Below are 20,768 nucleotides of genomic sequence, written 5' to 3' on the forward strand. Positions count from 1 at the left end.
ATGGTGCCGCCAGCCGTCCCGCCGCTGCCCGGGTTGGGCGTGCTGACCACCAACATCCACATGGGCCTGGACATGCTGCAGCGACGCTTCGTGCTGCCGCGGCTGCGCGAGGCGATCCGCGCGCAGGGTGCCGACCTGGTGTTCCTGCAGGAAGTGCAGGGCGACCACCGCGAACGCGCCCGGCGCTGGCGGCAGTGGCCGGACGTGCCGCACTACGAATACCTGGCCGACACCCTGTGGCCGCAGTTCGCCTACGGCCGCAACGCGGTCTACCCGCACGGCCACCATGGCAACGCGCTGCTGTCGCGGCTGCCGATCGTGCGCCACGCCAACCACGACGTATCCGTGGCCGGCCACGAGAACCGCGGGCTGCTGCATTGCGAGCTGGAACTGCCCGGCCACCCGCAGCACCTGCACGCGGTCTGCGTGCACCTGGGCCTGCGCGAGGCCCATCGCCGCCGCCAGGTCGGCCTGCTGCGCGAGGTGCTGCGCGCCGAAGTGCCGGTGGATGCCCCGGTGGTGGTGGCCGGCGACTTCAACGACTGGCGTGCCGCCGCCCACCGCCAGGTGCTGGACTGCGGCCTGGTGGAGGTCTTCGAGCAGCGCCGCGGCCGGCTGGCGCGCAGCTTCCCCGCGTTGTGGCCGCTGCTGCCGCTGGACCGCATCTACGTGCGTGGCCTGCAGGTGCACGAGGTGGCGATGCCGCGCGGTGCGCCCTGGTCGCGGCTGTCCGACCACCTGCCGCTGTACGCGCGCGTTTCCGGCGAGGTGGCGGCATGAGTGGCGGGCTTTCGTGCTGGCAACCGGGCAATGCGGTGCGCCTGCTGGAGAACGGCGAGGGCTTCTATGCGCGCGCGTTCGCCGCGATCGAGGCCGCGCGGAGCGAGATCCTGCTGGAGACCTTCATCCTGTTCGAGGACGAGGTCGGCCAGGCGCTGCATGCGCGCCTGGTGGACGCGGCGCGGCGCGGCGTGCGGGTGTCGGTGCTGGTGGACGGTTACGGCTCGCCGGGTTTCTCCGCCGCCTTCGTCGCCGCGCTGGCCGAAGCCGGCGTGGTCCTGCGCAGCTACGACCCGGGACCGCAGCCGCTGGGCATCCGCCTCAACGTGTTTCGCCGCATGCACCGCAAGCTGCTGGTGGTCGACGGCACGGTCGCCTTCGTCGGCGGCATCAACTATTCGGCCGACCACCTGCTGCATACCGGCCCTGACTCCAAGCAGGACTACGCGGTGGAAGTGCGTGGGCCGGTGGTCGCGGAGATCCACCGCTTCGTGGCCGCGCAGGCCGGCGAAGCACCCGCGCCCGCCACCACGCCGGCGGCGCCCGCCGGCGAGGCAGGGGCGGCCTTCGTCGTGCGCGACAACGACCGCCACCGCACCGACATCGAGCAGGCCTACCGCGCGGCGTTCCGCGCCGCGCGCAAGCGCATCCTGCTGGCCAATGCCTATTTCTTCCCCGGCTACGGCTTCCTGCACGACCTGGCCGCCGCCGCGCGCCGCGGCGTGGACGTGCGGCTGATCCTGCAGGGCCAGCCGGATACCCCGGCGGCGCCGCTGGCCGCGCGCACCCTGTACCGCCAGCTGCTGCGCGACGGGGTGCGCATCCATGAGTACTGCACCCGTCCGTTCCACGGCAAGGTCGCGGTGGTGGACGACGACTGGGCCACGGTCGGCTCCAGCAACCTGGATCCGCTGAGCCTGTCGCTCAACCTCGAGGCCAACCTGGTGGTGCGCGACCGCGACTTCGCCGGCACCCTGGCGGCCTCCCTGCAGCGGCTGTGGGAGCACCACTGCGAAGCGGTGACGCTGGCCGACCTCGCCCGCCGCCCGCGCTGGCGGGTGCCGCAGCCGCTGCTGTACCACGTGCTGCGCCATTTCCCGCGCTGGGCCGGGTTGCTGCCGGCGCACACCCCGTGGGTGGAGACCCTGGCCGCGCCCGGGCGCGCGAAGGAGGACGCAACGGCCCGCCGCTGGCTGGCGGCGCTGCGGCGATGAGCGCGCGCCGGCGCTTGCTGCTGCGGCTGCTCACCCTCGCGGTCCTGGGCGTGGTCGCGGTGCTGCTGCTGCGGCTGGCGCGCCAGACCGACTGGGCCGCGGTGGCTGCTGCCCTGCGCGGCTACGGCGCGGGCACGTTGGCCACCGCGCTGGCGCTGGTGGCGGCCAGCTATGCCCTGTACTGCGGCTACGAACTGCTGGCGCGGCGCCAGGTCGGGCATCGCGTCGGCACGCGGCGCACCGTCTGCATCGCCCTGGTCAGCTACGCCTTCAGCCTCAATTTCGGGGCGCTGGTCGGCGGTGGTGGCATGCGCCTGCGCCTGTACCGCGGTGCCGGCCTGGCGGGCGGCCCGATCGCGCGGGTGGCGCTGTACGCGGTCACCACCAACTGGATCGGCTACTGCCTGCTGGCGGGGATGGTGCTGGCCAGTGCGCGCCTGCCGCTGCCGGGCGGCGTGGCGCCCGAAGCGGCCTGGCGGATACTGGGCGCGGCCATGCTGCTGCTGGTTGCGGCCTACCTGTTTGCCTGTGCGCGCTGGCCGGGCCGCCCGTTGCGGGTGCGCGGCCATGGCCTGCCCCTGCCCACCTTGCGCATCGCGGGCTGGCAGCTGCTGCTGTCCACCCTGAACTGGGCACTGATTGGTGCGCTGATGTTCGTGCTGCTACCCGATGGCGTGGCCTATCCGCGGGTGCTGGCGGTGGTGCTGCTCGCCGCGGTGGCCGGAGCCCTGCTGCATACCCCGGCCGGGCTTGGCGCCTGGGAATCGGCCTTCCTGCTGGCCCTGGGCGGGGAACTGGGACGACCGGCAATCATCGCCGCCCTGCTGGCCTGGCGCGGGCTCTACTACGTACTGCCCCTGGCCATTGCCCTGGTGCTCTACGCGACACTGGAAGCACGGCGTCCTCCGCGCACGGCTCCGCGCGCCGGCTGAGCCGGCAACCACCTCCCGCCCCAGCACCCCGGTCCCGAATCCCGATCCCGAACCTTATCCGCGTGGCGCCTCCGGCGGCGCGGCGTCCTCGCCACCTTCGCAGGGTTCGCCTTCCGGCGCTCCGGCGACCAGGCCGGCCTGCACCAGCATGCATTGCAGGCGCCGGGTGATGTAGGCCTCGTGCTCGGGCGGGGCATTGCGGGTGAGCGGCGCGGAAGCCTCGGCGAAGCGGTCCAGCGCAGCGGCCTCGTCGCCCTGGGCCTTGAGCTCCGGAATCAGCTTTTCCAGCCGTTGCAGCTCGGCGTCGATGGCGGACCTGTTTTCCATGGCTGCATCTTCGGCCGCGCCCCGTCACGGTGGTGTCAGTTTCGCGGCAGGTGGCGCAGGCGCCGGCAACGACGGGTTAACGGGAACCATGCCGGTTTCTTGCCGGCAGGTTAATCAGCGCCGGCGGAGCATCGCAGGTTCCATCCCAGCCCAGGAGAGTGCCATGCGTATCGGCGACGTCATGAGCCGCGATGTGTGCGTCGTATCGCCCGCCACCACGCTGCGCGAAGCCGCGCGCGAGATGGCCCGGCGTGATGTCGGCTGCCTGCCGGTGGGCGAGGACGATCGTCTGGTCGGCATCGTCACCGACCGCGACATCGTCCTGCGCGGCATCGGCGAGGGCCTGGACCCGGACAGCAGCGTGCGCGAGGTGATGACCCCTGGAGTGAAGTACTGCTTCGACGACGAGGACGTCGACGAAGTCGCGGCCAACATGGCCGGGCTGGAGAAGCGGCGCCTGCCGGTACTCAACCGCGACATGCGCCTGGTCGGCATCGTCTCGCTGGCCAATTTCGCCTACAGCCACGACCAGCAGGCCTCGCAGGAACTGCTGCGCGGCGTGGCGCGTCCGCACTGAAACGGGAGAGTCCCATGCAGCACGAGCGGATCCTCGCCGCGGCCCTGGTGGCCACGCTGTGCCTGTGCGCCTGCGATCGCGATGCCGGACCCGGGACTACCCAGGGCGGCACCCTGCAGGACAGCCCCACGGACACCGCCGCCGCGGCAGGCAATGCCGCCGACCCGCCCATGGCCGACACCCCCGGCACCGGTGCGCCGACCGGCATGGATACCGGCGGCAATGCGATGGACGACGGCGGTACGGCCGGGGCCGCGTCCCCCGCCGCAGCGGGCGCTGGAGCCGGTGCAGGCACGGAGGCCGGCCAGTCCGCGCTGGACCGCTACCCGGCCGCGCAGCGCGCCTGCGTGGAGGAAGTGGCCCGCGTCTCCGGCACCCCGGCCGCCGAGCTGGTCGTCACCGGCACCGCGCGCACCCAGGCCGGCGTGGAGGTGAGGGTCCAGCGCCAGGAACTGCGCAGCGCCTGGACCTGCCAGACCGATGCCCAGGGCGGAACCGTGCTCGGCGTGCAGGACGGCCGCGCTTCCTGAATCCGCAACACGCAACGGCAAGGCGCGGCTTGATCCGGATCAAGGCCATGCCCACGGCGCGGGCCGAGAATGCCTCCACCCTAGGGAAGGAGGCAGTGCCATGTACACGCATATCCTGGTTCCGACCGATGGTTCGCCGCTGTCCGACAGCGCGCTGGAACAGGCGCTCAGGCTGGCGAAGAGCCTGGGCGCACGGATCACGGTGCTGGCCGTGATCGAGCCGTTCCAGGTGGTGGCCTACGAGCCCGAGCAGGTGGCCGCCACCCGCGATGCCTACGAGAAGTACGCGCGCGAGGAAGCCGACCGGCGCATGGCGCGCGCCACCGAGCTGGCCAAGGCCGCCGGCGTCGAACACGACGCCGTTTCGCTGAGCGCCGACGACCCGCACGAGGCCATCATCCAGACCGCACGCGAGCGCGGCTGCGACCTGGTGGCGATGGCTTCCCATGGCCGCCGCGGCATCAAGGCGCTGGTGCTGGGCAGCGTCACCGCCAAGGTGCTGACCCATTCCGACATTCCGGTGCTGGTGTACCGCCCGCCGGTGCAGTGACCTGCAGCGGCACGCCGCCCCGGTTTTCTCCACCCCTCGGCCGGGGCGGCGTGCCAACCTCCGGATTTCGCGCGCCCCGGTGGCGCGCGCTTTTTTTCCGATGATCCGTTCGCTCTACCTTGCCGGCCCCGACGTGTTCCGCCCCGATGCCGCCGAGCGCGGGCGGCAGCTGAAGGCGCTGTGCGCGCGCCACGGCTTGGAGGGACTGTTCCCGCTGGACCAGGAAGTGCCGGCGGAGATCACCGATCCGGCGGCGCAAGCGGCCTGGATCTACCGCAACAACATCGCCCTGATCGGGCGCGTCGACGCGGTGCTGGCCAACCTGGACTTCTTCCGCGGCCCGGAGCCGGACAGCGGCACCTGCTTCGAGGTCGGCTACGCGGTGGCCAGGGGCAAGCCGGTTTACGGCTACATCCCCGAGCACGGCAGCCTGGCCCAGCGCATCCGCCTGCGCCATCCGCAGGCGATCGGCGCCGACGGCCTGCTCGACGCGCATGGCTGGAACATCGAGGAGTTCGGCCTGCCACTGAACCTGATGCTCTCGGTGCCGGCGCCGCTGGGGGTCGGCGATGCGGAGGCGGCCCTGGCCTGGCTGGCCGCGCACCTGCGTGGCGGCTGAGTCAGCGGCGCACCGCCAGGACCCCGTCCAGCGCCGGCTCGGCGCGGAAGCCGTCCTTGTCCAGGCGCCGGGCGACCTCGCGCGGCACGTCGCGGCCGCTGGTGAGGCGGTTGGGGCTGCCGGTGTAGTGGAACAGGCGGCCGCCGCGGCGCAGTACCCGCGCCAGCTGGCCGTAGAACTCCTGCGAGTACAGCTCGCCGGCGATGCCGAAGCGCGGCGGGTCGTGCAGCAGCGCATCGAACGAGGCGTCCGGCAGGCCGGCGATGGCCTGCGACACGTCGCCGTGGTTGAGCTCCAGGCGGCCGCCGGCCTCGGCGCCATCCGGGTCCGGCGACCACGGGGTGAGGGTGCGCAGCCACAGCACGCTCTCGTTCTTCTCGAACGAGACGATGCGCGCCACCCCGGCCTCCAGGCAGCAGGCGGCGAAGTAGCCGAGGCCGCCGCAGGTATCCAGCACGGTGCGCCCGCGCGGCTGCACCAGGGCCACCTTGCGCCGCGCGTCCTCCAGTGGCGATTCCTTCGCGGTGGGCAGCATCTTGATGCCGTCGATCTCGAAGGTCGGCGGGCCCCAGGGCGTGGGCACCAGCTTGATCAGCGAGCCGGCGTAGCGCGCGGCCGGTTCCCAGTCCTGGCCGTCGAAGTGGTAGATGGTGCGGTCGCGCAGCTTGCCCGGGTACGGGTACTGGCTGCCATTCCAGCTCCAGGCTTCCGCGGCCAGCGCGACCACGGCGTGGCTGCGGCCCAGGTCCAGCGAGGCCTCGCAGGTTGCCGCGCCGGCCGCGCGCGCCCGTTCCAGCGCCCGGGCGACGTCGAGGGTGAGCAGCGGGGCGTGGGGCATGGGCGAAGGGGACGGCGGGCAGGGCGGGGCATCGTACCCCCTGCCTGCCTGCGTCGCAGCCCGGCGCGGCGTGCGTTGCCCCCCGGTTCCGGTCAAGAATGGGCGCAGGGGGCCGATAGACGACGATGGCCGGCCATGCCGCCGGGAGGAGGCATGGTCCGGGATCCGGGCGGTTTCGCCCCGTTGTTCTCCACTGGCCATGCAGGAATGCACGGATGACGATGCAGGATCCCACGCCGGCTCCATCCAGCGAAGCCGAGAGCCTCCGGGCCTCGCGGCTGGCGCCGCGGACCTGGGCGCTGCTGGTGCTGCTGGCCGGGCTGCTGTGCACGGCCGAGGCCGCCCGCCGCGAGCTGGTGGCGGTGCAGTCCGAGGCCCGCGCCATGCACCGGGCCATGGGCCGTTCGGCGCAGGAACGGCTGGCTTCGGACCTCGAGCTGGCGGCGCAGGCGCTGCGCGCCATGCAGACCGTGTTCCTGGGCAGCGACCACGTCGACCAGGCCATCTTCGACCGCTACCAGGAGAACCTGCGCGCCAACGAGCGCATGCCCGGGCACGTGGTGACCGCGTTCGCGCGCCGCCATCCCGGCCCGTCCTATCCCTACGAGCTGGTCACCCCGCTGGCCGGCAACGAGATGCTGCTGGGCTTCGACAGCGCCAGCCAGCAGGCCAACCTGCAGGCGCTGGAGCGCGCGCGCGACACCGACACGGTGGCCATGTCCGCGCCGTTCCCGCTGATGCAGTACCGGGGGCGCGAGGGCGAGCCGGCGCTGGGCGTGACCGTGCGCCTGCCGGTGTACAGCCCCGGCCGCGCGCCGCTGACGGTGGCCGAGCGCCGCGAGCGCGAGCTCGGCGCGCTGGCGATCAGCCTGCGCCTGGCGCCGACCGTGCTGGGCGCGCTGGAGGGGCGGATCCTGGAATACATGCACGTGGAGCTGCGCGACCTGGACATGCCGGACGACGACGGCCTGATCCACGCCTCCGAGCGGGGCCTGCAACCGCCGGCCGATGCCCAGGTGCGGCTGGTCGAGTTCGGCGGCCGCCGCTGGCAGCTGCTGCTGTGGCCGCGCGCGGGCAAGACCAGCTACTCCAGCGTGGCCATGGTGGCGCTGACCGGCACCGTGATCAGCCTGCTGCTGGCGCTGCTGCTGTGGACCCTGGCCAACACCCGCCGCCGCGCGGTGGAGATGGGCCGGCGCATGGGCGAGCGCTTCGGCGAGAGCGAGGCCCGCTTCCGCGCCCTGAACGAGCTGCTGCCGGCGCTGGTGCTGCTGGTGGACGCGCGCGACGGCCACATCAGCTACGCCAACCAGGCCGCGCGCCGCCAGCTGGGCGCGGTGATCGGGCAGCTGCTGCCCTCGCTGTTCGCCGACCCGGCGCTGGGCCGCGAGGCGCTGCGGGTGGCCGCGGCCGGCGGCGACTGGAGCGGGCGCGAGGCGCTGATGGTGCCCGCCCAGGGCGAGCCGTTCTGGGCGCACGCCTCGCTGGCGCCGGTGGAGGTGGATGGCGTGCCGCACGTGCTGATGGTGGCCAACGACGTCAGCGAGCAACGCAAGCTCACCGAGCGGCTGGGCTACCAGGCCGCGCACGACGAGCTGACCGGGCTGTACAACCGGCGCGAGTTCGAACGCCGCCTGCAGAAGGCGCTGGCCGGGCTGGAGGCCGACCCGTCGGCCAGCTTCGCCGTGCTGTACATCGACCTGGACCAGTTCAAGCTGGTCAACGACCTGTCCGGGCACATGGCCGGCGACCAGCTGCTGGTGGAACTGGTGCAGGCCATGCGCAGCCAGCTGCGGCCGCAGGACCTGCTGGCGCGGCTGGGCGGCGACGAGTTCGGGCTGCTGGCCCCGGCCACCGGGCCGATGCAGGCGCGCGCGCTGGCCGAGCGCATGCGCCACTGCATCGAGGACGTGGTGTTCCCCTGGGAGGGCCGCAGCTACACGGTCAGCGCCAGCATCGGCGTGGTCGTGGCCGACCGCCCCGGCGCCACCCTCAAGGACATCCTCGCCTGGGCCGACAGCGCCTGTTACCAGGCCAAGGAAAACGGCCGCAACCGGGTGCAGCTGTACCGCGAGGACGTGGACACCACCCGCCGCCAGGGCGAGATGGAATGGGCCACGCGCCTGCGCCGCGCGCTGGAGGAGGACCGCCTGCTGCTGGACTACCAGGAAGTGGTGCCGCTGGACCCGGAGCCGGGCGACCACGCGCCGCGGGTGGAGCTGCTGCTGCGCCTGCGCGACGAGGACGGCAACGTGGTCATGCCCGGGGCGTTCCTGCCGGCGGCCGAGCGCTATGGCCTGATGCCGGCGATCGACCGCTGGGTGATCCGCAACGCGCTGGCCAATGCCGACCGCCTGCACCCGCGCGGCGCCGGGCTGCGCGCCTTCGCCATCAACCTCTCCGGCGCCAGCCTCGAGGACCCGGGCCTGGCCGACTACATCCTCGGCTGCATCACCGAGTACGCGGTGCAGCCGCGGCGGGTGTGCCTGGAGATCACCGAGACGGTGGCGGTGCGCAACCTGCGCCGGGTGGTGCCGGTGATCGAGCGCCTGCGCGCGGCCGGCTGCCGCATCGCGCTGGACGACTTCGGCGCCGGCATGTCCTCCTTCGGCTACCTCAAGAACCTGCCGGTGGACATCATCAAGATCGACGGCAGCTTCATCCGCGACCTGGACAGCGACCCGGTCAGCCGCATCATCGTCAGCGCCATCGCCCAGATCGGCCACCAGCGGGGGCTGCGGGTGGTCGCCGAGTGGGTGGACGACCCGCGCATGCTGCCGCTGCTGCGCGAGCGCGGCGTGGACCTGGCCCAGGGCTTCGCCCTGCATTGCCCGGACCGGGTGGTGTTCCAGCGCGATCCGGTGCCGCCGCCGCGCTGAGCCGCGTCGTGCACCGCGGCCGGGTGCGGGCGGGCGGCGCCTGGCCGGCGCCGCCCGCCCGGGCTCAGGGCTTGCGGGCCTGCAGCACGTCCTGGGCCGCGTGCACCAGGAAGATGTAGTTGGCCGCCAGGTCGATCACGTACTCGTTCTGGCCCCAGAAGAACGGCCAGTCCTCCTTGTTCTCCGGGAAGTCCGGCTTGAGCACGAGCACGCCGGGCACCACGCCGCCGGCGATGAAGCTGAAGTCGGCGCGGTTGTTGCCGTAGGCCACCTCCTTGGAGCGCGCGCCGACCGCGGACACGAAGGAGATGTTCGAGTCCGGATGGGTGCCGTAGAGGTAGTCCAGGCCGCGCAGCGTGGGCTCGGCGTCGAACAGGTCCGGGAAGGCCTTGTGCAGGTGGTAGTTGGCGATCGCCACGCCGACCACTGCGCCGTTGCCGGCCCAGCCACCGCGGGTGATCGGCACCCCGTACGGGTTCTCGCCCAGCATCGGCGCGAACTCCTCGCGCAGGCGCTCGGCGCGCGCCCGCACCTGGGCGCGGAAGGCGTCGTCCATCTTCGGCAGCGCGGCCAGCAGCGCCGGGATGTTGAAGCCGAAGCGCTCGCCGCCGACCGAAGGCCACAGCGCGCGGATCGCCTCGGCGTACTTCGCATCGCCGGTGCTCAGCAGCAGCTGCGCGGCCGCGCGCAGCTGCTCGTCGTCCGGATGCCCGCCGGTGGTGTTGCCCACCCGGAACAGGTTCGGCTCGCGCGACTGCTCGAAGTCCCACGCCTTGCGCGCGGTCTCCAGGCACTCCTCGGCCAGGGCGTCGTTGTAGCCGCGCAGGGCGCGGCTGGCCGCGGCCAGGGCGGCGGCCGAGCCGTAGTTGAGCGCGGTGGTGGCGGTGGTGAAGGCCCAGCGGTCGTCGGCCGGCGAATCCGGGTCGTTGGGGTCGTGGACCTTGCCGTCGGTCTTGGTCGAGGCGTCGCCCAGGTGGGTGTACTGGCCCAGGTCCGGTTCGACGATGCCGGGGATGGCATGGCCGAACACCCGGTGCTGGGCGATGAGGGCCAGGGTCCCGTGCTCGATCTGCTGCAGCAGGTCGGGCTTGCCGTCCGGCACGTGGATCTCCACGTGCTTGCGCTGCTGGTCGATGCTGGTTTCGTCGCGCTCGGGGCGGAAGCGCTCCCAGGTATCGACCATCGACAGCACGGTGGCGTAGTGGGTCTGGGTGCGGATGTCGAAGTCGCCGGCGTCGAACCAGCCGCCGTAGTTCAGGCCGGGGATGTGCTCGCCGGGCTGGAACGGCGAATCCAGCTCCGGACCCTGGCCGAACAGGTCGAAGTGCTCGTGGTTGGGCGCCACCTGGCGGGCGTCGTCCATGTGCGGACGGCCGTGCCAGACCCGGTAGGCCTCGTTGACGAACATGTGGTCCATCTGCACCGGGAAGAACACGTCCAGGGTCGGATGCCAGGCCTCGGCGTAGACGTCCTCGGCGATGCGGAAGGCGTGGGTGCGCTGGCCGGCGGCCTCGATCACGTACAGGCCCGGCTCGCGCACGGAGGAGAAGTCGAAGGTGTAGTACTGGTAGCGCAGGTAGCGGCCCCACGGGGCCGGCGTGGCCGCGAGCACCTCGCTCTGGCTGCCGTCCGCGCCGATCCGCAGCAGCCGCGCCGGGCCCGGCGCCGCCGCGCGCGGATCGGTTTCCAGCACCGCGACCTTGCGCTGCGCCGGGTGGTAGCCCACCTGCGAGTGGCCGATCACCGGATCGCGGGTCCAGCCCGGCAGGGTGTGGCCTTCCACGCTCCAGTCCAGCACCGCGCCGCGCTTGCCGGCCGGCAGCAGGGTGCGCACCACGAACCAGCCGTTCTGCGCCTGGTTGCGGCCGTCGTACAGGCCCAGTTCGCCACTGCGGCTTTCGATGGTCACCCGGCGCTGCGGGTCCTCCGGCGCCAGCACCAGGCGCTTGCCGGTGGTGATCGGCAGGCGCACCGGCTTGCCCCCGGCGTCGCGCCCGGTGGGGCCGGTCGGGTAGCGCGGAAACTGGCCGCTGCGCTCGCCCTCGCCGGCGGCCACCCAGGACTTGCCGAAATAGGCCGAGGGCAGGAACTCCAGGTTGAACCCGGCGCGGCCCTGCAGCGACTTCGGCAGCGGCTTGTCCAGCAGCACCTGCACGCGCACGCCCTCGCCCTGCGGCGAGACCTGGATGCTGTATTCGAAGTTTTCCTTCGGATAGGCCAGGCGGGTGGTGACGGTGCCGGTGCGCGGATCGACCTTGCGCTCGACCAGCTGCGCCACCGGATCCCACTGCTCGGGCGTGGGCGAGAGGCGCACGTCGCCGTTGGTGGCGGTGCGCACGCCGTGGTGGATCAGCTCCACGCCGGCGTGCTTGGCGTCGGAGAACAGGCCGTCGTAGTAGTTGTTGAACACCAGTACGTCCAGGCCGGGGCGGCTGAAGTACTCCTGCTCGGTCAGGCGCAGCGGCTCGGCCAGGGCCGGCGGCAGCGCCGCCAGCAGGGCAGCGGCAAGGACGGAACGGGCGCGGATGGATCGCGGACTGCGGCGTGGCGACATTGCGTTGGGCTCCCCTCGGATTTCGATGTGAACGCTAACATCGGGTCACGGGCTAACCCAGCTGCGGTGCAGCAAGCCGCGGCATCCAGCTTCAGTCGCGGTCCGGCGCACCGAGCGGGAAGTAATGCCGGTACGGCCGCGCCTCGTCGACGGCGCGGCGCATGGACGGCCGGGCCAGCAGCCGTGCGCGGTAGGCCTGCACCCGCGTGCATCCGGGCGGGATCGGCTGGGTCCAGTCGGCATAGAACAGGAACGGGGCGGCGCCGCAGTCGGCCAGGCTGAAGTGCGCGCCCGCGGCCCAGGTGCGGCCATCGGCAAGATGCCGCTCCAGCCAGGCGTAGCTGGTCTCCAGCAGGCGCCGCGCCTCGGCCACGCCCTGCGGATCGCGCTGGCCTTCCGGGCGCAGTGCGTCGAGCACCACCTTCTGTTGCGGCGTGGACACGTAGTTGTCGAAGAAGCGGTCCAGAAACCGCACCTCCAGTGCCTGCAGGGGATCGCCTGGCAGCAGCGGGACGGGGCCGGGGTGGCGCAGGTGCAGGTACTCGATGATGGCACTGGCCTCCGGAAGGCTGCGTTCCCCGTCCACCAGCAGCGGGAAGCGGCCGATCGGCCAGCGCGCGCGCAGCGCGTCCATGTTCCCCGGCGCCTCCAGGTGGCGGTACTCGAACCGGACCTGGTTCTCGTACAGCGCCACCAGCACCTTCTGGCAGTAGGAGGAGAACGGATGCGCGTACAGGGCAAGGCTCATCGTGGCCTCAGCGGGTGGTGGAGTCCTCGCTGCGACGCGCGGGCGCGGCGGGAATCGACACCGGCTCGCGTTCCAGCTGCGGGTAAAGCGCCAGCAGCGCCAGGGCCACGCCATTGGTCCAGCCGAAGCCGTCCTGCAACGGGTACTCGCCGCCGCCACCGCCCTGCAGCGCGCCGTCGGCGTCGTATTTCTCCACCAGCTTGTGCTCGCGCCCGAACAGAGTCCTGACGTTGCCGAGGAAGCCGGCGGCGATGTCGCGCGCCAGCGCGTCCTCGCCGTAGCGGCGCAGGCCGTCGACCGCGATCCACTGCAGCGGCGCCCACACATTGGGCGCGTCCCACTGCTGGCCGCTGTCGATGGTAGTGGTCACCAGGCCGCCCGGCTTCAGCAGCTGCGCGCGCACCATGGCCGCGGTACTGCACGCCCGCTCCGGCGAGGCGATGCCGGCGTGCAGCGGGAACAGCGCCGCGGCGGTGGGCCGGGCGCGGACCTGGCCGTCGCGCAGGTCCAGGTCGCCGTAGTAGCCGTCCGCCTGCCACAGGTGGCGTTCGATGGCGGCGGCGCGCGCGCCTGCGCGGGCCTGGTAGTCGCGTGCGCAGGCCTGGTCGCCGGCCTGTCCGCAGGCCAGGGCGATGGTCGTTTCCAGGTGGTGCAGCAGGCTGTTGAGGTCCACCGGCACGCGCGTGGTGACGTGGATCGTGTCCAGCCGCATCGGATCGTCCAGCCAGCGGCTGGAGAAATCCCAGCCGCTTTCGGCGCCGGCGCGCAGCTCGCGGTAGACCTCGCCGGCCGGGCGGGTGGACGCGGCCGCGGTCTGGCGGTCCTGCACGTAGGATTCCGGGCGCGGGCTGTCGCGGTCGTCCCAGTAGCGGTTGAGCAGGCTACCGTCGGCCAGCCGCACCACGCGGCGATGGGCCTGCCCCGGCCGCAGGCCCTCGGCGCCATCCATCCAGAACGCGTGCTCGCGCCGCAGCTGCGGCAGGTAGCGTACCGGCGCGGCCGGCTCGAGCTTTGCCTGCAGCATCACCATGTGCGAGAAGAACGGCGGCTGCGAGCGGCTGAGGTAGTAGCTGCGGTTGCCGTTGGGGACATGGCCCCAGGCGTCGATCAGGTGGGCGAAGTTGTCGAGCATCTGCCGCACCAGCGCGTGCTGTCCGCTCTCCGCCAGGCCGAGCATGGTGAAGTACGAATCCCAGTAATAGACCTCGCGGAAGCGGCCACCCGGGACCACGTAGGGATGCGGCAATTGCAGCAGGCTGTCATGCGGCCGCGGCGCCGGGCTGCGCCGGGTCAGCAGCGGCCACAGCGCATCGATATGCGCGCGCAGGGTGTCGCGCTTGGGGATGTCGGTGGCGGCGCCCTCGTCCGGCAGCACGAAATGCCCGTCCACGAAGCGGCGCAGGTCGAAGCCGGGCAGGCCGCGCTGCTGCGCGAACGCGGCCTCGATCGTCGCCGGGTCGCTGCGCGGCACGGCGTCCACGAAGTACTTCTGGTCCGCGAACAGGCGCGCTTCCTGCACCGCGGCGAATACCGCCGGCCAGGCCTGGTCCGGCGTGCGCACGCTGCGCGCGTCCTCCGCGGCAGTGGCTGCCGGCGTGGCGGGCTGGCCGGCGAGGGGCGGGCGCGCCGCGCAGGCGCCAAGCAGCAGGGGCAGCACGAACAGCAAGCGGCGGACGGGATGGCGTGGCATGGCGGCCTCCGGGACGCGTGACCGGGTGATGTTCGCACCGGCCATGCGATGGAAGCGGCAAGGCTGCCCTCAGGCTACGTCCGCGGCCTCCACCACCGATGCGCGTGCCTGCACCGTATAGGCCTCCAGCTGCGGGAAGAACACCTCGAATCCGGCGGCGATCGCCTCTTCGTGCCGGCGCAGGTCGTCCAGGCACGCGACCAGGCGCTCGCCATTGCGCGAAAGGCGCGTGGCGATGCGGGTCACCGCCAGGTCCACGCTTTCGCGGCGGCGGTAGGAACCCAGCCAGTCGTGGGCGGCGATGCGCGGGGCCAGGCCCTGCAACCGCTCTGGCAGGCGCGCGCGCTGGGCGAGGAGGTGTTCGTAGAAGCGGGCGGTGTAGCGGTCCAGCGGCTCGTCCGAATGCCGCGCCCAGTCGCGCGCCAGCAGGTGGTCGTAGTACACGTCCAGGGCGATGCCCGCATAGCGGCGCAGGCCGGGCGCAAACAGCGCCCGCGCCCCGGCGACCACGGGATGGTCGTCGGTGTAGCGGTCGACGCGGCGGTGGACCAGGATCTCGCGCCGCTCCACCGGACTGTAGTCGGCCAGTGCGGCCAGGCCGAACACGAAGTCGCCCAGCAGCGCGCCCAGCATCGCCTCCGGATCCGGGGCGGCCAGGTAGGTGTGGGCGAGGTAGTTCATCGCGGCGATTTTCGCATGCGCCGCCGCCGCGAAGCTGTACGCAGGCCATGGTTGACGCCCGCCTCACCGCTGGCCGCGATACTGCCAGCCATGCCCGAAGGCCCTTCCATCGTCATCCTCAGGGAAGCCGCCGCGGGCTTTGCCGGACGCAAGGTGCGGGCCGTGCATGGCAACAGCCGCGAGCCGATCCAGCGCCTTGCGGGAAAGCGCCTGGTGGCGCTGCACAGCTGGGGCAAGCACTTCCTGATGGAGTTCGACGGCTTTGCCGTGCGCATCCACTTCATGCTGTTCGGCAGCTACCGCATCGACGAGCGCAAGGCCACGCCGGCGCGGCTGGGCCTGGAGTTCACCGGCGGCAGGGAACTGAACTTCTATGCCTGTTCGGTGCGCTTCATCGAGCAGCCGCTGGACGAGGTCTACGACTGGAGCGCCGACGTGATGAACGACGCCTGGGATCCGGCGGCGGCGCGGCGCAAGCTGCGCGCGCGGCCGGACGCGCTGGCGGCCGACGCGTTGCTGGACCAGGACGTGTTCGCCGGGGTCGGCAACATCATCAAGAACGAGGTGCTGCACCGCATCCGCGTGCATCCGGAAAGTCGGATCGGCGCGCTGCCGCCGCGCAAGCTGGGCCAGCTGGTGGCCGAGGCGCGGCAGTACAGCTTCGATTTCCTCGAATGGAAGAAGGCCTTCGTGCTGCGCAAGCACTGGCAGGTGCACGCGAAGAAGACCTGCCCGCGCGACGGCACCGAACTGAGCTACCGCAAGGAGCTGGGCCTGGCGCGCCGGCGTGCGTTCTGGTGCAGCCGCTGCCAGCGGCTGTATGCCTGAGCCGTGGCAGCGCTCAGAGCGCGACCCGCGACAGCACCGCCTGCGCCGCGACTGCCGCGCACAGGGCGATGAACAGTACCCCGCACCAGCCGCGCTCGAAGCCGCGGTGCCCCGGCGAGACCAGCTTGCCCACGCCCACCAGCGCCGCCGGCAGGGCGAACAGCAGCAGCGCATGCCCCAGGCCCATCAGCGAAATGTCCATGACCGTCTCTCCCGTGACGGCGGTGGTCCACCGCCATGGCCCGATCCTCGGCCCGGCGGGCGGGGGCGGCATTGATCCCGGTCAAGCCCGGAGCGCCGGCGCCCGCGGGCCGGAGGCCCGGCATGGCTGAACGTAGGCCGGCCGGCGTGATGCGGCTGTCGCCTGCCCGGCTGCATCGCATTGTGCGATGCAGCATAATGCCGCCCATGTCCGTCTCCCCGATCCCCGACGCCTCCCCGGGCGCCCCGGCCCTTGCCGTGGGCCCGCGCCAGCGCGCCCTGATCCTGACCGGCCTGAGCCTGGGCGGTTTCGCCATCGGCACCAGCGAGTTCGCCGGCATGGGCCTGATGCCCAACATCGTGGCCGAGCTGGGCGTCAGCGAGCCGCAGGTCGGGCACCTGATCAGCGCCTACGCCCTGGGCGTGGTGGTCGGCGCGCCACTGCTGGCGATCCTTGGCGGGCGGCTGTCGCGCAAGGCCCTGCTGCTGGCGCTGATGGCGTTCTACGCCGCCGGCAACCTGGCCACCGCGCTGGGCCCGGACTACCTGAGCCTGATGCTGTTCCGCTTCATCGCCGGCCTGCCGCACGGCGCCTACTTCGGCGTGGCGGCGCTGACCGCGGTGGCGATCACCCCGCCGGAGGCGCGCGGGCGCGCGGTCAGCCTGAGCATGCTGGGCCTGACCCTGGCGATCCTGCTGGGCACCCCGCTGGCGACCTGGATGGGCCAGCTGGCCAGCTGGCGCTGGACCTACGCCTTCGTCGCCCTGGTGTCGCTGGCCACCCTGACCCTGCTGGCGCTCTACCTGCCGGCCAACGGCAAGGCCCCGCGCACCCGGGTGCTGGACGAACTGCGCGCGTTCAACCGCCTGCCGGTGTGGCAGGGCCTGCTGATTGGCGCGATCGGCTTCGCCGGCATGTTCAGCGTCTTCAGCTACCTGGCGCCGACCATGGTGCAGGTGACCGGCGTGACCCCGGCGTGGATCCCGGTGGGCGTGGCCGGCTTCGGCCTGGGCGGCCTGATCGGCAACATGGTCGGCGGCTGGCTGTTCGACCGCCTGCGCTTCCGCGCGGTGCCGGTGGTGCTGGGCTGGGCGCTGGTGATGCTGCTGCTGTTCCCGCTGGCGGCACAGGCGCCGTGGAGCCTGCTGCTGGCCACCGTGTGCATTGGCGCGATGGGCGCGCTGGGCCCGATCCTGCAGTCGCACCTGATGGACGTGGCCGGCGAGGCGCAGACCCTGGCCGCCGCCTCGCACCATGCCGCGTTCAACGCCGCCAATGCCCTGGGCCCGCTGCTGGGCGGCATGGCGATCAGCGCCGGCTTCGGCTGGACCTCCACCGGCCCGGTCGGCGCCATCCCCGCGGTGGCCGGCATCGGCCTGTACCTGTGGGCCGCGCGCACCCGCGCCCGGCGCCTGCGCGCCGAGGCCTGCTGCCCGGCTGCCTGAGCCGCGCCGCGCCGCGATGGCGCGCTCCATACGCCCCGGGAGGGTCGTTTTCCGGCCGGACCACTTAGACTGTGGCGCTTCCGCGGCGCCCGCGCGCCCGCGTCCCTTTCCGCTTCAGAGAGAGTCCGCGTGGTCATCCATCCCAAAGTCCGAGGCTTCATCTGCACCACCGCCCACCCCGAAGGGTGCGCGAAGAACGTGCAGGACCAGATCCGCTACGTGCAGTCCCAGGGCAAGCGCGAGGGCGGGCCGAAGCGGGTGCTGGTGATCGGCGCCTCCACCGGCTACGGCCTGGCCGCGCGTATCACCGCCGCCTTCGGCTACGGCGCCGCCACCCTGGGCGTGTTCTTCGAGAAGCCCGGCACCGAGAAGAAGCCGGGCAACCCGGGCTGGTACAACTCCGCCGAGTTCGACCGCCAGGCCAAGGCCGCCGGCCTGTGGAGCCGCTCGATCAACGGCGACGCCTTCTCCGACGAGGTCCGCGCCAAGGCCATCGAGCTGATCGGCGAGATGGGCGGCCCGGTCGACCTGGTCGTGTACTCGCTGGCCTCGCCCGTGCGCCGCCTGCCGGATACCGGCGAGCTCAAGCGCTCGGCGCTCAAGCCGATCGGCCAGCCGTACAAGGCCACCGCGGTGGACACCAACCGCGACCAGGTGATCGAGGCCACGGTCGAGCCGGCCACCGAGCAGGAAGTCGCCGACACCGTGAAGGTGATGGGTGGCGAGGACTGGGAGCTGTGGATCGACGCCCTGTCCAAGGCCGGCGTGCTGGCGCCTAACGCCAAGACCGTGGCCTTCAGCTACATCGGCACCGAGATCACCTGGCCGATCTACTGGCATGGCGCCCTGGGCAAGGCCAAGGAGGACCTGGACCGCGCCGCCCACGCCATCGACGCCAGGCTGAAGCCGACGGGCGGTTCGGCCAACGTGGCCGTGCTCAAGTCGGTGGTCACCCAGGCCAGCGCCGCGATCCCGGTGATGCCGCTGTACATCGCCATCGTCTACCGGATCATGAAGGACAAGGGCCTGCACGAGGGCCCGATCGAGCAGCTGGAGCGCACCTTCCGCGAGCACCTGTACAGCGACAACCCGCCGCCGGCCGACGAGTCCAACCGCCTGCGCCTGGACGACCGCGAGCTGCGCGACGACGTGCAGCAGGCCTGCCGCGACCTGTGGCCGCAGGTCACCACCGAGAACCTGTTCCAGATCACCGACTACGCCAGCTACAAGCGCGACTTCCTGAAGCTGTTCGGCTTCGAGCGCGAGGACGTGGACTACGACGCCGAGGTCGACCCCGTGGCCGCCTTCGACGTCATCGACCTGGCCGAGTAACAGGCTCGCATCGACCTGGCATCGCATGCGGCCGGCCCCAGCGCCGGCCGCATGCGCCTGGCGGCCGAATCACGAATCCCGAATCACGAATCCCGCGCCGCGGTAGCGGCGACGACACACTCGCGCAGGTCGCTGAGCCGGAACGGCTTGGACAGCCGCACCAGCGATGGATCCAGCTCCACGTTGGTGTAGCCGGAAACCACGATCACCGGCGTGCCGGGGTTGCGGCCGACCACCTCGCGCGCCAGGTCGGCGCCGGACATGCCCGGCATCAGGTGGTCGGTGACCACCAGGGTGGGACGCAGGCCGCGGTCCAGTTCGGACAGGGCTTCCTCGACCGAGCCGGCCTCCACCACCTCGTAGCCCATGTCCAGCAGGACGTCGGCGGTGCACATGCGCACGCCCGGTTCGTCGTCGACGACCAGGGCGATGCGCGGCGGGTTCGGTGGCGCGGTTGCCACGGGGATCTCCCTCAGGGTCACGGCTCGCCGGCGGACGGCAGCCAAAGCTCGACCATGGTGCCTTTGCCGGGTGCGCTGTCGATGTGAAGGCAGCCGCCCAGCTGCAGGGCCAGGCCGTGCGCCATCGACAGGCCCAGGCCGGTACCCTTGCCCACGCCCTTGGTGGAGAAGAACGGCTCGATCGCCCGCGCGCGGGTGGCCTCGTCCATGCCCGCGCCGGTATCGGCGACGGTGATCACCGCGTAGCGCCCGGCCGGCAGGGCGCGCGGCGCCCCGGGACCGGGCACCTCGGCGCTGCGCGCGGACAGGGTCAGGGTGCCGCCCTCGGGCATGGCGTCGCGGGCGTTCACGCCGAGGTTGAGCAGGGCCATCTCCAGCTGGTTCCAGTCCGCGCGTGCCGGCGGGGTATCGGCCCCGGCGCGGACCTGGATCCGCACCCGCGGATCGAAGCTGGAGCGCATCAGCGCGCCGATCCCTTCCAGCAGCGCGCACACGTCCACCACCACGGTCTGCAGCGGCTGCTTGCGCGCGAACGCCAGCAGGCGCTGCACCAGCATCGCCGCGCGCTCCGTGGACTGCCGCGCCACGGCGATGGTGCGCGCGCGCCGCTCCGGGTTGGCGGCCGGGTCGGCCGCCAGTTCCAGCGCGGCCATGATCGGCGCCAGCAGGTTGTTGAAGTCGTGCGCCACGCCGCCGGTGAGCTGGCCCATCGCCTCCAGCTTCTGCGACTGGCGCAGGGCTTCCTCGGCGATGCGCCGCTCGGTGATGTCGATCGCCTCCTGCACCACCGCGGTGATCCGCCCGTCGGCGCCGCGGAACGGGCGCAGCGAAAGCTCCAGCACGCGGCGGCCGTCGGGCAGCACCAGTTCCAGCTCGTCGTGCACCGGCTCGCCGGCGGCCGCGCGCAGCACGCCGGCGCGGATCCGCTCCGGCATGCCCGGGGTGCCGGCGAACCAGGGGGTGTCCCAGAACGTCCGCCCGACCACGTCCTCGCGGCTGGCGCCGATCATCGCCAGCGCGGTCTGGTTGGCGTCCAGCAGGGTGCCGTCGAGGGCGCACATGCCCTGCAGCTGGAAGCTGGTCTCGAACAGGTTGCGCAGCTGCGCCTGCGACTCGGCCAGCGCCGCCACCGCGGCGCGGTGCGCGGTGACATCGCGCGCGCTGCAGTAGAACTTGCCGCCCTGCGGCGTGGCCACCCACGACAGCGTGCGGTAGCTGCCGTCGCGTGCGCGCATGCGGCACTCGAAGCCCAGCAGGGGTTCGCCGGCGTGCAGGCGCTGGCGTGCCGCGGCCGCCGCCCCGCGGTCGCCCGGGTGCAGCAGCTCGCGCATCGGCCGCGCGGCCAGCTCCTCGTGGCTCCAGCCCAGTACCTGCTGCCAGGCCGGGTTGCTGCGCTCGAGGATGCCGTCGCGGTCGAACACGCCCAGCATGTCGGGGGTGACCTGCCAGTTGAGCGAGCGTTCGTGGGCGTGCTCGGCCACCCGCTGCTCGAGTTCGCGGTTGAGCTGTTCCAGCTCGGCCTCGCGCCGGCGCAGCGCCTGCTCGGTGCGGGTGCGGCGGGTGTTGTCCATGCCCACCAGC

At 72.4% G+C, this 20,768-nt stretch carries 20 protein-coding genes; 11 read left to right on the forward strand and 9 right to left on the reverse strand.

The window, feature by feature from the left end; genetic code table 11:
- From B351_RS0110885 to B351_RS16680, 3 genes are read left to right on the forward strand one after another with little or no spacing between them, the layout of a single operon-like run.
- Complete coding sequence (locus tag B351_RS0110885) at positions 1-780, forward strand: endonuclease/exonuclease/phosphatase family protein (protein ID WP_198006218.1); 780 nt, start codon at positions 1-3, stop codon at positions 778-780.
- Positions 777-1,994, forward strand: a complete 1,218-nt coding sequence (gene clsB, locus B351_RS16675) for a cardiolipin synthase ClsB (RefSeq protein WP_039731423.1) — start codon at positions 777-779, stop codon at positions 1,992-1,994. Before B351_RS0110885 ends, clsB begins: the two co-directional genes overlap by 4 nt.
- Positions 1,991-2,926 (forward strand): YbhN family protein, encoded by a 936-nt coding sequence (locus B351_RS16680; protein ID WP_019399078.1) that lies wholly within the window; start codon positions 1,991-1,993, stop codon positions 2,924-2,926. The genes clsB and B351_RS16680 overlap by 4 nt, the downstream gene beginning before the upstream one ends.
- Positions 2,927-2,980: 54 nt before the next feature.
- Here the strand turns inward: B351_RS16680 and B351_RS0110900 are convergent, their stop codons facing one another.
- Positions 2,981-3,253: a hypothetical protein gene (locus B351_RS0110900; protein ID WP_019399079.1), complete on the reverse strand. Its 273-nt coding sequence runs from the start codon at positions 3,251-3,253 to the stop codon at positions 2,981-2,983.
- A 163-nt stretch (positions 3,254-3,416) separates the two neighbouring features.
- Here B351_RS0110900 and B351_RS0110905 point away from each other — a divergent pair, with 163 nt between their 5' ends.
- The 4 genes from B351_RS0110905 (at position 3,417) to B351_RS0110920 (ending at position 5,529) form a co-directional block, all read left to right on the forward strand.
- Complete coding sequence (locus tag B351_RS0110905; protein ID WP_019399080.1) at positions 3,417-3,830, forward strand: CBS domain-containing protein; 414 nt, start codon at positions 3,417-3,419, stop codon at positions 3,828-3,830.
- A gap of 14 nt (positions 3,831-3,844) precedes the next feature.
- A complete protein-coding gene (locus B351_RS0110910; RefSeq protein WP_019399081.1) occupies positions 3,845-4,360 on the forward strand; it encodes a hypothetical protein in 516 nt (171 codons plus the stop codon).
- 100 nt (positions 4,361-4,460) lie between these two features.
- Positions 4,461-4,910 (forward strand): universal stress protein, encoded by a 450-nt coding sequence (locus tag B351_RS0110915; protein ID WP_019399082.1) that lies wholly within the window; start codon positions 4,461-4,463, stop codon positions 4,908-4,910.
- Positions 4,911-5,010: 100 nt separating this feature from the next.
- Positions 5,011-5,529: a nucleoside 2-deoxyribosyltransferase gene (locus B351_RS0110920; protein WP_019399083.1), complete on the forward strand. Its 519-nt coding sequence runs from the start codon at positions 5,011-5,013 to the stop codon at positions 5,527-5,529.
- A 1-nt stretch (position 5,530) separates the two neighbouring features.
- On the opposite strand, the gene B351_RS0110925 is transcribed toward B351_RS0110920, so the two are convergent.
- Entirely contained in the window at positions 5,531-6,367 is an 837-nt protein-coding gene (locus B351_RS0110925) for a methyltransferase (RefSeq protein ID WP_019399084.1), read from the reverse strand.
- 215 nt (positions 6,368-6,582) lie between these two features.
- Here B351_RS0110925 and B351_RS0110930 point away from each other — a divergent pair, with 215 nt between their 5' ends.
- Entirely contained in the window at positions 6,583-9,246 is a 2,664-nt protein-coding gene (locus B351_RS0110930) for an EAL domain-containing protein (RefSeq protein WP_019399085.1), read from the forward strand.
- A gap of 64 nt (positions 9,247-9,310) precedes the next feature.
- Here B351_RS0110930 and B351_RS0110935 read toward each other — a convergent pair whose 3' ends face one another.
- The 4 genes from B351_RS0110935 to B351_RS0110950 all read right to left on the reverse strand — a co-directional run bounded on the left by B351_RS0110935 (position 9,311) and on the right by B351_RS0110950 (position 14,919).
- Positions 9,311-11,800: a glycoside hydrolase family 9 protein gene (locus B351_RS0110935; RefSeq protein ID WP_019399086.1), complete on the reverse strand. Its 2,490-nt coding sequence runs from the start codon at positions 11,798-11,800 to the stop codon at positions 9,311-9,313.
- 91 nt (positions 11,801-11,891) lie between these two features.
- Positions 11,892-12,548: a glutathione S-transferase family protein gene (locus tag B351_RS0110940; RefSeq protein WP_019399087.1), complete on the reverse strand. Its 657-nt coding sequence runs from the start codon at positions 12,546-12,548 to the stop codon at positions 11,892-11,894.
- A 7-nt stretch (positions 12,549-12,555) separates the two neighbouring features.
- The gene (treA, locus tag B351_RS0110945; protein WP_083852440.1) at positions 12,556-14,238 is read right to left on the reverse strand and encodes an alpha,alpha-trehalase TreA; all 1,683 of its coding nucleotides are present in this window, start codon (positions 14,236-14,238) and stop codon (positions 12,556-12,558) included.
- A 69-nt stretch (positions 14,239-14,307) separates the two neighbouring features.
- Positions 14,308-14,919, reverse strand: a complete 612-nt coding sequence (locus B351_RS0110950; RefSeq protein WP_019399089.1) for an ACP phosphodiesterase — start codon at positions 14,917-14,919, stop codon at positions 14,308-14,310.
- Between the two features lie 90 nt (positions 14,920-15,009).
- Between B351_RS0110950 and B351_RS0110955 the strand changes: the two genes are divergently transcribed.
- Positions 15,010-15,747, forward strand: a complete 738-nt coding sequence (locus tag B351_RS0110955; RefSeq protein ID WP_019399090.1) for a DNA-formamidopyrimidine glycosylase family protein — start codon at positions 15,010-15,012, stop codon at positions 15,745-15,747.
- A 13-nt stretch (positions 15,748-15,760) separates the two neighbouring features.
- Here B351_RS0110955 and B351_RS0110960 read toward each other — a convergent pair whose 3' ends face one another.
- A complete protein-coding gene (locus tag B351_RS0110960) occupies positions 15,761-15,949 on the reverse strand; it encodes a hypothetical protein (protein ID WP_019399091.1) in 189 nt (62 codons plus the stop codon).
- Between the two features lie 206 nt (positions 15,950-16,155).
- Here B351_RS0110960 and B351_RS0110965 point away from each other — a divergent pair, with 206 nt between their 5' ends.
- Both B351_RS0110965 and fabV read left to right on the forward strand, forming a co-directional pair.
- Positions 16,156-17,394: an MFS transporter gene (locus B351_RS0110965; protein WP_019399092.1), complete on the forward strand. Its 1,239-nt coding sequence runs from the start codon at positions 16,156-16,158 to the stop codon at positions 17,392-17,394.
- A gap of 129 nt (positions 17,395-17,523) precedes the next feature.
- Positions 17,524-18,726, forward strand: coding sequence for an enoyl-ACP reductase FabV (fabV, locus tag B351_RS0110970; protein WP_019399093.1), 1,203 nt, complete (start codon positions 17,524-17,526; stop codon positions 18,724-18,726).
- 83 nt (positions 18,727-18,809) lie between these two features.
- Here the strand turns inward: fabV and B351_RS16685 are convergent, their stop codons facing one another.
- Positions 18,810-19,187, reverse strand: a complete 378-nt coding sequence (locus B351_RS16685; protein ID WP_019399094.1) for a response regulator — start codon at positions 19,185-19,187, stop codon at positions 18,810-18,812.
- 17 nt (positions 19,188-19,204) lie between these two features.
- On the reverse strand, positions 19,205-20,768 hold a 1,564-nt coding region (locus B351_RS16690; RefSeq protein WP_019399095.1), incomplete at its 5' end, for a PAS domain-containing sensor histidine kinase.

The organism is Pseudoxanthomonas sp. GW2, assembly GCF_000283075.1.
Classification (GTDB): Bacteria; Pseudomonadota; Gammaproteobacteria; order Xanthomonadales; family Xanthomonadaceae; genus Pseudoxanthomonas.